The sequence below is a fragment of the Daejeonella sp. genome, from assembly GCF_046590655.1.
GTDB lineage: Bacteria > Bacteroidota > Bacteroidia > Sphingobacteriales > Sphingobacteriaceae > Daejeonella.
Genome location: NZ_JBKJUM010000059.1, coordinates 43,963 through 57,892, shown reverse-complemented (window position 1 = coordinate 57,892; position 13,930 = coordinate 43,963). Strand labels below are relative to the sequence as shown.

Below are 13,930 nucleotides of genomic sequence, written 5' to 3'. Positions count from 1 at the left end.
TCAGACCTCAGACCTCAGACCTCAGACCTCAGACCTCAGACCTCAGACCTCAGACCTCAGACCTCAGACCTCAGACCTCAGACCTCAGTTATAAAACTTCCAGCTAACAGCAAATTTCAGTAAAGCATCCTGCATTGGATAACCGCGAACGGTATAATATCCACGGGAAAAAAGGTTCTGATTAGCGTAATCGTATTTAATAAATAGGTTAGTGCGTTTAAGTGTAGCCTTGACCCAAACATCCACGACCGGATAGGTGGAATATTCCAGGCCCTGGTTGTCATTATAAAACTGACTCACATTAATAGCATATGCAGGAGCCTTAAATGGAGTGTTAAACCTGAGATCAAATCCAATATTAGTGTATAATACTTTGAATAACCTGGAAGCATAATAAAAACTGTTGTAAGTATAAATTTCAGGGGTGCGTAGAATATCCTGGAAATCTGTTTTCTGGTAGACAATATAATTATCAAGGCTAAACCTCCTGAACTTGAAATCCTTCATTATAGTCAGCTTGAGCAAGTTGATATTTGAACCAAATTGTGTGGGTTCAATTTGCTGGGAGCTAGTAGTCTCCTTGAAATACAGATAGTTGCTCACGAGGAAGTACTCTGCCTTTCCGGATAATCTGTATTTTGGATTTTCATATAGGAAGGATAAACTATTGACTTTTGTCTTGTCGAAACTTTTCTCCCAACTATGATACTGATAATTAACCCGTTCATACATCTGTTCAGGTGACTTATTTTGAGTATAAGCTCCCAATACAATCCGGCCAAGAGATTTACTTAAAAGGAAATTCACCTTTGCCTCGTGCAAAAAATCCCCGAAATTAGCACCTTGCATAATCTGTTGCAGATCGGCTTCAATTCCAGCTTTATCACTAAAACGATATGAGAATCCGGCTTTTAATGTTGTGTTGGAAAAGTTCTTTTGATATTCCAATTGTTCATAATGATAGAGGTTATTCTGAATACCCAAATCTAATTTCGCTTCATTCTTTAAAAAACTCACTGCCTTACTTCTCAGGTAGAAGCTATAGTTAAACTCGTTACGAAGGTCTGTTACTCTTGTGGAGTCATTTGTTTCGGTATAATCTCTAGAGGGCAACACTGGAAAGGCTCCAAATAGATCCTCTTCATTTCTGAAAAAACGATAGCGGTCGCGGGTATATGAGATTGAGTGAGACACCCTTTGCGTTGGAAGTATTCTTTCGGATCCATTCGTACCGGGCAGGCTGTCCTTTCTTCCAATATAATAGTATTGCCTAAGGAAATACTGGGTGCGACGCCAAATCTGCATGGGGCGGTCTGCACCGGTAGCTGCCAAACGAACTGCCTCAGCATTTTTTGCAAGTGATTCGCCTTTAAATATGGTGTCATTAATTGTCGAACCGTTTTCACCGGCTTTAATTTTATTAAAAAGTATATCACCCACTATATTATACCTTTTGTTCGGCGATTCATACCAGGCAAATAAAGCGGCATTTAGATGATCAGATTTCTGATTTTTATAAAGTCCGTCTCCACCAAGTCTGTTAAAATTCGCACCTATATTTAGATTGGGTTTGACATTTTGCGAATGGGTAACTTTAAAGGTCTGTTCAACGGTTTTGCCGTTAACATAATAAAGTTCTGTATAAGGTGTTCTGGTACGGTAAAATCGCAAAGAATCCTGCGTCAGACGATATAGGTCCAGAGAATGAAATCCCGCGTCGAACCCGATAGTTTTAGAAGGCCGGAAAAGCATTTCCCGGTAAGCGATTCCGTTAACTCCCAATCCAATAGTAGGATTCTCCGGTTGGTATAGTGCGCTGTAATTCTGGAAGTTTATCAGAGTTGTGTCGATTCCAATAGTTTGTGTACCCTCTCTGAATAATTTTAAATTAGTATAACGGACGAATTTTGATGTATATATAACGGAATCCTGAGAAAACTCCTCCTTCAGTCTCAATGAGTCCAGGCTCATCGTTCCACCCGCAGAAGATGGTGGAACTTGTCCAAAAGCGTTCGCAGTCCACAGCAAAACAATAAATAAAACTAAATGCTTAATCATTTAATTGTAGAAGTAGCTCCTTTAATACCTTTGTCATTTTCGGCTCAGCATCAGTGGCAGTTTTAATGATTTCTTCAAGTGAAACTGCTTGTAGTGAATCGGGAAAACCCTCATCAGTAACCACAGAGATTGCGAAAACGGGCAATGCCATATGATTTGCTACAATGACTTCCGGGACGGTGCTCATTCCCACCGCATCTCCGCCTATGATACGTAAGTACCGGTACTCGGCCCGCGTTTCGAGATTGGGGCCATCAACTGCAACATAAACTCCCTTATGACAATCAATATTGTTCTTTTTGGCAATTGCCATGCCTGCAGAAATCATCTCTTTATTGTATGGTTCGCTCATATCCGGAAAACGGGGTCCTAGATTTTCTGAATTTCTACCCCGTAACGGGTTATCTGTCTGTAAGTTAATGTGATCATCTATAATCATCAGATCGCCTTTTCTGAAATCAGGGTTAAGCGCACCACTGGCATTTGAGATTATTAGTTTTGAGATTCCGAGCATCTTCATCACCCTTACCGGGAATGTGATCTGTTTCATATCATAGCCCTCATAATAGTGCAGTCGTCCCTGCATGGCAACAACTCGCTTTCCACCAAGCATCCCAAATATCAAACGGCCAGAATGAAATTCAAGTGTAGAGATTGGAAAGTTAGGAATATTGGAATACATTAATTTATGGCTAATTTCTATATCGTCCACAAGTCCGCCTAGTCCAGTCCCCAATACGATCCCTATCTCCGGTTCAAAATCACCTATTTTCTTTTTAATATATTCAGTGGTCAATGGTAGATTCTGCTGCATAATTTTCTATTAATTCATTAAAACGAGCTCGTTCAGGCTCATGAATCTCTGCCCGGACAGGCAGATAATAAACCGGTAAATCGTTTAAAAGTTCTTTTACCTCAACAGATCCCAGCCTTTGAGCATCTTTTTCAGTGGTTATTATTAGTTTATCATCCGCTACTACTGCGTTAAATGCTTGTACAAGTCTAATTATATTTCGTTTGCTGAAGTTGTGATGATCCGGGTAGCTATGGTGAGTTATGAACTGCGTATAACCCCCTATTCCTGACAATAAAGGTGCAGGATTAGCAATACCGGTAAGTAAAATGATCTTTGCCGATACTTTGATAGAAAGTAATGCCCGATCTTCCATTTCTTGATTAATAGGCTTCAGATCACCATATTCCAGATATGAATAAAATACCTCCTGTTGATTTATTGGTTTGACCAAGCCTAAGATTTCTTGCCGGTCGGGCTGATTCAGCCCTGGTGGCGTTTTCGTTATCACAAGAATGTCTGCCCTGTCCTTTTCCCAAACCGGTTCCCGCAAATCTCCCGCAGGTAGTAACATCTTAAAATTGGAAATATCATTATAATCAAAAAGTAAAATGCTAAATCCTGGCCTTAATGCCCTATGCTGGTATGCGTCATCAAGGATAATAAGTCCATGGGATTTCTCCAGCCTTATTACCGCTTCTACCCTATTTTCGCACACAGCAACGGTTATGTCAGTAAATTTTTTTTTGAACTGTAAGGGCTCATCTCCTACCTCAGTACTCAAGGAATTTTCTTGCACCAAACGGAAGCCTTTTGATCGTCTTCCATATCCTCTGCTAAGGGTAGCCAATTTATATTTATCCTTCAACAGGCGAACTAAATATTCAGTCATTGGACTCTTCCCGGAACCTCCAACAGAAAGGTTACCAACAGAAATAATGGGTAAATCAAATTCCTTTGAGCTCAGGATACCCAGGTCAAATGCCAGATTACGCATAATCACTCCCAAACCATAAATTAAAGACAAGGGAAATAATAGTGACCTCAGTGATTTCATAAAAATAGACTTAAGCAAAAATACACTTTTGATTTCATCCTTCTGAGGTAAGACGAAACCCTGGTTTACAAAGATAGTTTGGCGTATGTCGGTGAGGTTATCCCCGGTTGATCTATTGATGCAAAACTCCCATCATAGGCCAGAAGTAGGTTTTGCCTAATGGATACACAGTAGCGGCTCTGATGATAAGAAACCCGGATTTTAGATGTTAGTTACTAAAAAGCTTTTTATAGAATTGAAGTCCTTCTATTGCAAGTTCATCAGAGCTGTTCGCTAATGGCCGCCATATACTGGCAGCCCGGGCAATCTCTTCTGATACTTCCCCAAAGGTTTCTATGACGATAGCCCGGTCATATTCTATATCAATGAGCGCATCCCTAATGCCTACCCAGTCTACATTTCCTGTTCCGGGAGTACCTCTGTCACTCTCGTTTCCCTGGATGTGACATAGGAGATCTTTGCCAATCTTACGTATGGTTTCCGGAATGCTCTTCTCTTCGATATTACAGTGAAAGGTGTCTAACTGAATTTTAATATTAGGATGACCTGTTTCCTTAACTAATGAAATAGCCTGGTCTGCGGTGTTGATCATATCCGTTTCAAACCTGTTCAATGGCTCCAGGCCCACAATAATTCCGTTGTCTTCGGCGAACTTCCCTACCTTAATAAGGTTCTCTATGCACCAGCCCCTCTCTCTCTTTTTCTGATCGTCGGAAATAAACCTGGTTTTGCCAACTGCCGAATATACCGGCCCGCCGAATATCGGGCTTCCCATATCCCTGGCAATACTTATACAGTCGGTAATATAACTCAGGCCCTTTGCCCGGATAGCGGGGTCATTGCTGGAAATATCTCTCTCCGGCCCAAAGGCCCCGCTAATTGTGACCTGTAAGCCAGTGTCTTTTACAATCTCTTTAAGCTTCACCCAATCGATCAGATCTCTGTTCTCAACCGCTACTTCGATAATGTCAAAACCCATGTCCTTGATCTTATAAACAAGGTCAAAAGATTTTGTACTAAAAGGCGAAGCCCATAGAAACGTACTTACTCCAAACTGCATAAAAATTAAATAAGAAATCCGAATATTATTTCACAATTACAATTCAAAATCAGGAATACTCACCCGCTTCCCATGGTTCATTGCCGACTCATGTGCGCAAATACCAGCACAGGTATAATTGGCAGCTACATCCGCATCCACAGCTGAGTTTCGGCCTTCAATAATAGCGGCTACAAATTCCTGCACCAGGTGAGGGTGTGAACCTCCATGCCCGGCACCCTGAAGAAAAGAAACATGGTTAGGATCATCTATTTTTTCCCGCCGCGTAAAGTGAGCAATTTCTTCAATAAGCATTTGATCAGTGTCAGGAACATCTATTCTCCGGGCACTCTCACCACCGTCGAAAATGATATGTGTTTCATCCTGCAATTGTTCCCATTCAAACGACATCTTCGTGCCGTATACATCATAGCTTTCCCGGTATTGCCTGACGACATCAAATAAAGACCGCGTAGCCTCCGCAATTACATCCGAATTTTTCAAGGTGAAAGTTGCTGTTTCCACCGCGAAAGGCGAGCCATATTGTTTGGCAAGGTCGTCACTTAGCCTTCCTGAGCCATGGCAAACAACGGTTTCTGCTTTTGTGTTATTAATTCGTAGAAGCGGCGATATGGCGTGCGTACCGTTAAGCATAGGGGGAAAGCCCTTCCAGTATTCAGCCCATCCTTCCATGCTCATATCCTGGATATGCGATCCTCTGACAAATTGGATCTTTCCAAGAGCGCCGGTTTCCGCAAGCTTCAGGCCGTAAAGAAACTCTCGGGTATACAAGGCTGTTTCCATCATCATATACACTTTATTGGCTTTACGTTTTGCCTCTACAATGGCTTTACAATCTTCCACGGTCATGGCCATAGGTATAGTACATGCGGTATGCTTATTGGCATTTAAAGAGGCCAGGGTCATTTTTGCATGCTCCGGAACTGGCGTAACGATGTGAATGGCATCTACATCACTGCGCTTGGGAATATCTTCGAAATTCTCGAAACAGAGATCTTTATCAAGATTGAATTTGGCCGCAAGCTCTGCAAGGGTGTTTTTGTTGCGGGTACAAATGCCTACAGCTTTAATATTAGGATGGCTCTGATAAATTGGAATGAATTCTTTCCCAAAACCCATCCCTACAATAACTACGGTAATTTTTCTGTCGTCCATTTTTTAGCTTGTTTGAATATACATAAATTAGTGTCTTATTTCCGGGCTACCCATTTAACTGTGTTGCGTAAAAGCGTTTGATAGTTAGCAATATTATGCGATTCCGCATCATGTCCGAGGGAGATTGCAGCAATCCTGGCATTGGGATTTTTCACCACAAAAACTGTGGGGTAAATCTTATCGGAACCAGCAACGGTATTGGTGGCCAGCACTTCAATGCCTGGCCCTGCTGGATCGGGTATATAATAATATCGTTCATCTTTCAACGTAAACCCTGATTCTACTCCCTTTGTGATCGGGTGATTCGTATTCACCACATTAAACTGAAAACTGCCGTAACGGTCGTGGCCCCTTGAGCCACCGCCTGCTAATTGGAGGTTATACTCCGGCCAATCCTTCCAGTTATACCATAATGCAGCGTGAGATAATACGATACCCTTCCCCTGAGCCGCAAAATCGAATATGGCTTTACGAACGTTCGGATCTTTGATGGGCTGGTTGTTGCTTAGAAAAAGTACGTCAGACTGTTTAAGGTATTCCCCAATAGAGTCTGTATTACTCGTGTAGGTAACCGTAGCCAGACCGTCAGTGCTTAAGGTTTTCGCATCCGCATCTTTATACCAGGTATCGAAATTATGCGAGGATCCCCCACCGACCATTAAAACCCGGATACTTTTGGATGAAGCATTGGTTCCGGCCGACTTGACAGCACATGAACCCAATAAAACGCAAATAAGTCCGCAAACAAGTATTGAAAACACCCTGCGGGAAGATTGGAAAAGTCGATCGACTATCATGTTAGTGTGTATTAGTGTTTAAATCTGTGGTTAATTTTATTTAGTTACTCTCATTATCCCATTCATGCCCCTCCAGTGTCCCGGGAAGGTACAAACGAATGGGTAATCGCCCGGTTGGCTGGGTACGGTAAAGGTTAACTGGAAGCTTTCTTCCGGGTTTAGCAGCTTAATTGACTGCAATACCTCCGGCATGTCTGGTACATAATTTTTATCCGCGGCTTTCGGATCTCTTAGCATGGCATCAGCCGCTGCACCCACCTTCGGCAGGGAACCCGGTTTTATGATCAGCAAATTATGCTGCATACCGTCAGGGTTTTGAAAATCAATGGTAATCTTTTGGCCCGCTTTAACATTAAATAATTTTTTATCATACTGCATCATATCAGGTACTACTTTGATACTAATTACCACCGATGCTACTGTAGTCGGGCCTGAGGTGGCAGAAGTTGTGATAACTGGATCCTTCAGTTCGATTGTTGCATTTTGCATTTCCCCTCTCAATTGAAACTGTCCCTGGTAATTGCCTACCCGTTCGTTCCCATCTATGTCCCTTCCGATGCGGAATTCCTGAACTAAAGGCTTGCTAAATAGAGAAGGCGCCATAGCATGGCCTACGCTTCTTCCATCTACCCGGAGGTCCATCATTCCGGTATGGCTTAGACTTGCCAATACATCGGAACGTTCCTTCAGCGTATCGACGCTTTGTATGATATAGTTTTTGCCTTCCTGATTCACCTGGAAATTCAGCCTTCCATCCTGTAGAAATAATGCATACCCATCCGTTTTATTCCCCTGGGCCGCGATCACTCCCTGTAAGCCTCCTCCTCTTCGTATCAAGGTGGTTTTGATAATCAATTCTTTTCCCGTGACATTCGGAGAAACAATAAATGGAGCCCTTCTGTCCAGTACATAAATTTCCTGATTCACCAGGGTAGTCAAACGATCACTGAAATTCAATTTAGCAGGATCAGCCGATGACTGAACAGTAGCAGCAGCAGCGAGGAAGCCTTCGCGTTGAGCTATTACCGCGGCAGATATTGCTTTCACAATCCATTCGTCTTTTTCATTTTCCGGATCTTTGCTGGCTTCATAAAGCAAGGCTCCCAATTCCCTGGACGGCGGCAGGGCTGTAAAAGCAAGGAGTACGCTCTTGCGGACATTTAAGTTCCGGTCCCTGATCAAACCGCTTTGCTGGATAATTCCAGAGCTTTGCTGGTTGTTGGGCAATACTTCAACTGCCGCCTTTCTGACTCCTGCTGCAGGATGCGAAAAAGCCTTGGTTACAACTTGTAATGCCTCCGGATTTGATGGATTCAACACACCCAAGCCTTGTAAAGTCCAGAGTGCATTCACTGCCGGCCCGTTCAGCCCGATTTCATCAACTTTTTGGTCATTTATCAGCTTGTAAAGTCCGGGAAGCGCAGCCAGATTTTTTGACTCCACGAGCAAACGCTGTGCAGTGATGCGCCAGAACATATTATCGCTTTCCATACCTGCTAATAAGCCGGGAACGTCACCAGCGGTTAATTTAACTGGAGTATATGATTTTCCTTGTTTATATACGATCCGGTAAACCCGGCCACGGTCAAGATCCCTTAAATTAGTGGCGAGGGCATTGCCCTGGCCGCCTTTCTGATCTGCCTGTGTAAGCGGCAGGATTACTTCAGTAGGAGCCTGACGCGGAACAAATGTATTGTGCTGTATAATGAAATTGTACCAGTCAGCAACCCACACTGCACCATCCGGCCCCACTTCTGCCTGAACAGGGCCAACCCATTCGTCCGAACTTGCTAATAGGTTCCATCCATCCTTTTCCGTGAACCCCGCTCCTTTCGGCTCCATAACCGCATTATGAATAAGTCGTACAGTAGGTTCGCAGATGAGAGCAATTCTGTTCCAGTATTCCTTTGGAAAATTCCTGGCGGTATACAGATGATGCCCAGCGGCAGATGTAAATCCGCCGACCACATCCACCTGGCGCAGGTTGGGGGTCATCGCATGAACATCATAATGTCCGTCCAGCTTTTGAACCGCCTGAATATTATTTCCCGACAGGCCCCTTTGCATGTATTTTGCAGGCATTGAATAATATGCACTATGGGTGTTATTAGCTGTCGATATAAATACGTTATTGTCTTCCGAGAACCCGAGACCCCAGGTATTATTACTGGTTGAGGCCAGGTACTCAAGGTTTTTCCCATCTACGTCAAGGCGATAAACACCCTGACCAAATCTTACACTATTTCCGTTAATAGTACCGTTAAAGCCGGAATAGCCCAGCACGCCCCAAATTTTATTGTCGAACCCATATTGCAGATTAGATGGTCCGGCGTGTGTATCGTTCTTGCCAAAACCTGTTATAATATTCTCGCGAATATCTGCCTTGTCATCGCCATTGGTATCCTTCAAAAACACAAAGTTCGGGGCCATTGATACGATTACACCTCCGTTGGCAAAAACCATGCTTGTTGGAATATTGAGCTTATCTGCAAATACGGTAAACTTATCTGCTTTTCCATCACCGTTTGTATCTTCACAAATCTTGATCCGATCGTTGGCAGCACCATCAGTTTCAATAAAAGTGTTAGGATAATCCACAGATTCTACAATCCATAGCCGGCCTTTTTCATCCCACGACATAGCAATGGGGTTGGTGATGTCAGGTTCAGCAGCGAAAAGCTTGATTTCAAAACCGACCGGCACCTGCATAAGCTTCATAGATTCTTCAGGGCTTAATCCTTCCTGTACTTTTGGAACAAGGTGGCGCGCCATAAAATTCGAAAGGGTATCCGCATATATATCCACATCCGGAATTTTCAGCGCTGCTATCTGGTTCTTAACCCGATCGCCAACAGCCCAGAGAATTCCATTAGTAAGTAATTTCAAAAATCCGGACTTTTTCCAGGTATTGTCATCATGCCCATAAGCCGTATAGAAGACCCTGCCTTGTCCCTGCTTCCTAATCCAGGTATATGGTTCCGTTTTGTTTCCCTCCACGCGTTCCATCAGGATCGTCATATCCGGATTTAACTTTTGATGAACATAGGTTTCATCAGTCGTTTCGAATTCTGAAAGCCCTGTGGTGACAGGATGAGATTTATTCGTCATCCGGGCCGTAAAAGAGCCTTTTCCATGCGATGCAAATTGACCGCCAATTGCTTTAATATACCATTCTGAATTTTTAAAACATCCCGAAGCCGAATGCAGAGGAATTAAGCCCTTTCCGCCTTCGACGAAATTCTTCAATGCCGTTTCCTGCGACGCCGAGATAGTATCGTGATTGGCATAAATGACCAGGCCATCATATTTAGACAGGTTATCGGAATTTAAATCGCTAAGCTCCGTTGTATAACTAATATTTATTCCGCTTTTAAATGTAGCTATAGCAAGCCAGGGCGCGTATTTCCCCGAATCATGATGTTTACTTACATTTCCTAAGAATAAAATTTCGGCCCGCCGGGGACTGATATCATTACGTACTGCATTTCTTCCACCTGTTAAGGATTTATTGGAACAGCCGTTTACAAGCAGGCTCATCAAGAGAAACAAACAAAAGATTCTTCCCATGGGTAGGTGTTTTAAATATTTCATCAGGTAACAATATTAATTTTTTAAAAATTTACTTTTCTCCTGGGTTATTTACTGGGATACCCGGCTTCATAGGCACACCAAAATTAGGGCTTCCATCTGCTTTCCAGCTAAAGCGCTGAGCCCGCGGGGCGCGTTTCTTTCCGCAGCCTTGCCCGGGTTCTGAATTGGCGTGATAAAGTATCCAGTCTTCCTTACCGTCGGGCGATTTGAAAAAGGAGTTATGCCCCGGTGCATACACCTTATTTTCGGGCGACTTCTCAAATACAGGCATGCTTTTTTTCCGCCATGACGCAGCGTCCAGAAGATCGTCTTTACCGGTGAATGTGAGCAGGCCTAATGCATAGAAATCCGTCCAGCATCCGCTTGCCGAAAACACGATGAACAGCTTGTCTTTGTTCTTTAAAAACTGGGGGCCTTCGTTTACGTCCACATGCGGAGGATTGTTCGGATCGTTTAGATCGCCGTTCTTTTCCCACTCGTATTGGGGCGTAGCAATCATCACCCGTTCCGATCCGATTGTCCATGGGTTCTTCATTTTCGCGATATAAATATTTTGGCGCACATTAACATCGCCTTCCCATCCCGACCATATCATGTATAACTGTCCTTTATGCCTAAAAATATTGGCATCAATGGCCCATTTATCGGTCGGGGCTGCAACCTTTCCTTTAAATGTCCACTCTCCTTTAAACGGATCATTAGAGGAGTTTTCGAGCACATACATCCGGTGATTTTCATTTTTACCGTTGTCAGCTGCAAAGTAGGCGTACCATTTACCCTTAATAAAGTGAAACTCGGGCGCCCATAAGCTTTTAGAATATAACTGCCCCGGAGGCGGGGTCCAGATTATGGTTTGTTTTGCAGAAACCAGGTCGGCCAGGTTTTTGGTCTTCCACAATCCAATTTTATCTCCGAGGGTATGTGTATAATAATAATTTCCCTTCCTGTAAAAGCTAAACGGATCAGCTCCGGAGGGTAACAGAGGATTTGTAAATGTATTTTCCTGCGCAAACGCAGCAATAGCAGTTATCAGCAGCGAACTCAACAGAAATAGTATCTTCTTCATAAGCCACGGCTCTTGGTTATCATTTCATTCTTGTTATAGCAAATATGCTGTTTATTACTTCAGCCATACCTGCTGTGTAGACGCATCGTTAGCTGCAATATTCTTTTTATTTCTTTTGGCTTACAATACAATTGTAAGTTTTATTGTGAGGCAAAACTTACTACATGTTATCCAATTATGACTTTATTATATCAATATTTAAGTACAAAATATCAATTATAGGATAATATTATGAAGGCGCATGGTTGATCGATAGAAAATTTTCGAATCTGAGCTATTTTGTGATCTAAAAAATACAACCGTCTATAATAGGATTTATGCTATGTATGATTTATCGCGTCCGCTGTAGAACGAGGTATTAAATGAATTGAACGCAGCGGTTGCGTCGGCGGGTGTGAAGGATGCCACTTGGAAAGCATTCCGATAATCCCTAAATTGTGTCATAAATATCTTTCGAAAACCAGACATCAAGATATATTATTACTTCATGAAACATGTAATATCAAAGTCGGCTATTCCGGAAAATAAAGCCTTTATCATCAAAAAAATAGATGCTTCTTATTTCGATCCCACGTTTCACATACATCCCGAGTTTCAGCTCTCGTTTGTGACAAAAGGAGAAGGAACGCGTTTTGTGGGCGACAATATTAAGTCCTTTAAGGCGGGCGACCTGGTGTTAACAGGCCCAAACCTGCCGCATGTATGGCGGAATGACAACAAGTATTTTGAAAAGAACAGCCAGCTAAGCACTACCGTAATTGTAATTTATTTCCATGATCATTTCCTTGGCGAAACTCTGCATCAGAAGGAAGAAATGGATAGTATTAAAAGGCTCTTCCAAAAATCTGAGCGCGGCCTTGAGATTACCGGAACCACGAAAACCAAGGTATGTCAAATGATGAGGGCACTGTTGGGCCTGCGAGGAATGGACAGCATTATTCACCTGCTTAAAATATTAGACGTCCTGGCAAAATCCAATGAGTGCAATGTCATTACTCACAATCATCTGGCATCATCAAACACTGAAGCTGAAACTAACCGAATGGACAAAGTTTACGGGTACGTGATGAAAAATTTCAGGCAAAAGATAAAACTAGAAGAAGTTGCAGCTTTAGTAAATATGACCCGTACTTCATTCAGCAGATATTTTAAATCGCGTGTCAATAAGTCATTTTCCGATTTCCTAAAGGAAATCCGGATAGAATATGCCTGCAAATTACTTCAGGAAGAAAAAATGAATATAGATTCCATTGGCTATGAGTGCGGGTTCCAAACTCTTTCTAACTTCAACAAGCAATTTAAGAACGTAATGAAGAAGCAGCCGCATTCTTACAGAAATGAGTATTTACAGGTTTCCTCGGATTCATATCGCAATTAATCGGAGGCTGGATATTTATCATATTTTACTACTTTGGAGAAAAAAACAATGAGTAAAACTTCAATAGTGATAGCTTGTCTTTTAGCCTGTACCATGAGTGTACGCGCACAAGAAAAAATTGACCGAAAACTAAATTTGAAGCTTCAGGAACTGGTAACAGGATTTCAGGGAAATGTCGGAATCTACGTTCAAAACTTAAAGACAGGCAAGATTGCTCAAGTAAATGCTGACACAATTTTTCCTACTGCAAGTATGATCAAAGTGCCGATCATGATAGGCGTATTCGATAAAATTGAGAAAGGCGAGCTGAAGTATGATGAAAGCCTGATTTATAAAGATAGTTTGCTTTATGCAGGAGAGGATATTCTAGGATCATTTAAAGATGGTGAGAAAATCAAACTTGGCAAGATTCAAATGTTAAGTATCACAACAAGCGATAATACTGCAAGCTTATGGCTGCAAAAACTCGTGGGAGGGGAAAATATAAACAAGTGGCTGGAAGCAAATGGCTTTATCTATACCCGGATGAACTCCCGTACAGCGGGCAGGCAAGGAGAATGGCGTAAATATGGCTGGGGACAAACCACACCCCGGGAAATGGCAAATTTGGTAAAAATGATCCATCACGGTACTGCAGTAAGTGCTGCCGCCAGTGAGAGGATGTATCGTAATATGGTACGAATTTATTGGGATGCGGAGGCCTTATCGCAGATCCCGCCTTACGTTCAGGCCGCTTCTAAGCAAGGTGCCGTAGACCGCTCACGTTCAGAAGTAGTTTTAGTAAATGCTCCCCATGGCGATTATGTATTCTGCATAGCTACCAATAATCAAAAAGACATCAGCTGGACTTCGGATAACGACGGATACCAAATGATCCGGAATCTTTCAAAATTACTCTGGAATTATTTCGAGCCTAAATCGCAATGGAAACCTTCCGCAGGGTTAGAAAAATATGCGGATTAAAAGTTTTTCCCA

General features: G+C 42.6%; 10 protein-coding genes. 2 read left to right on the top strand and 8 right to left on the bottom strand.

From position 1 onward, the window contains the following. Positions 1 to 84: 84 nt before the first annotated feature. The 8 genes from ACLL8Z_RS06665 to ACLL8Z_RS06630 all read right to left on the bottom strand — a co-directional run bounded on the left by ACLL8Z_RS06665 (position 85) and on the right by ACLL8Z_RS06630 (position 11,577). On the bottom strand, positions 85 to 2,058 hold the full coding sequence (locus ACLL8Z_RS06665; protein ID WP_411273983.1) for a putative porin: 1,974 nt from the start codon (positions 2,056 to 2,058) through the stop codon (positions 85 to 87). Then, a complete protein-coding gene (locus ACLL8Z_RS06660) occupies positions 2,051 to 2,872 on the bottom strand; it encodes a purine-nucleoside phosphorylase (RefSeq protein ID WP_411273982.1) in 822 nt (273 codons plus the stop codon). The genes ACLL8Z_RS06665 and ACLL8Z_RS06660 overlap by 8 nt, the downstream gene beginning before the upstream one ends. After that, positions 2,844 to 3,908 (bottom strand): tetraacyldisaccharide 4'-kinase, encoded by a 1,065-nt coding sequence (gene lpxK, locus ACLL8Z_RS06655; RefSeq protein ID WP_411273981.1) that lies wholly within the window; start codon positions 3,906 to 3,908, stop codon positions 2,844 to 2,846. The genes ACLL8Z_RS06660 and lpxK overlap by 29 nt, the downstream gene beginning before the upstream one ends. A 208-nt stretch (positions 3,909 to 4,116) precedes the next feature. After that, on the bottom strand, positions 4,117 to 4,968 hold the full coding sequence (locus ACLL8Z_RS06650; protein WP_411273980.1) for a sugar phosphate isomerase/epimerase family protein: 852 nt from the start codon (positions 4,966 to 4,968) through the stop codon (positions 4,117 to 4,119). Positions 4,969 to 5,004: 36 nt separating this feature from the next. After that, the gene (locus ACLL8Z_RS06645; protein ID WP_411273979.1) at positions 5,005 to 6,123 is read right to left on the bottom strand and encodes a Gfo/Idh/MocA family protein; all 1,119 of its coding nucleotides are present in this window, start codon (positions 6,121 to 6,123) and stop codon (positions 5,005 to 5,007) included. A 35-nt stretch (positions 6,124 to 6,158) separates the two neighbouring features. Continuing rightward, entirely contained in the window at positions 6,159 to 6,920 is a 762-nt protein-coding gene (locus ACLL8Z_RS06640; RefSeq protein WP_411273978.1) for a ThuA domain-containing protein, read from the bottom strand. A gap of 36 nt (positions 6,921 to 6,956) precedes the next feature. After that, entirely contained in the window at positions 6,957 to 10,487 is a 3,531-nt protein-coding gene (locus ACLL8Z_RS06635; protein ID WP_411273977.1) for a PVC-type heme-binding CxxCH protein, read from the bottom strand. A gap of 52 nt (positions 10,488 to 10,539) precedes the next feature. Then, positions 10,540 to 11,577, bottom strand: coding sequence for a family 43 glycosylhydrolase (locus tag ACLL8Z_RS06630; RefSeq protein ID WP_411273976.1), 1,038 nt, complete (start codon positions 11,575 to 11,577; stop codon positions 10,540 to 10,542). A gap of 487 nt (positions 11,578 to 12,064) precedes the next feature. Here ACLL8Z_RS06630 and ACLL8Z_RS06625 point away from each other — a divergent pair, with 487 nt between their 5' ends. Both ACLL8Z_RS06625 and ACLL8Z_RS06620 read left to right on the top strand, forming a co-directional pair. Beyond that, on the top strand, positions 12,065 to 12,955 hold the full coding sequence (locus ACLL8Z_RS06625) for an AraC family transcriptional regulator (protein ID WP_411273975.1): 891 nt from the start codon (positions 12,065 to 12,067) through the stop codon (positions 12,953 to 12,955). Positions 12,956 to 13,003: 48 nt separating this feature from the next. Beyond that, entirely contained in the window at positions 13,004 to 13,918 is a 915-nt protein-coding gene (locus ACLL8Z_RS06620) for a serine hydrolase (RefSeq protein WP_411273974.1), read from the top strand. Positions 13,919 to 13,930 lie beyond the last annotated feature (12 nt).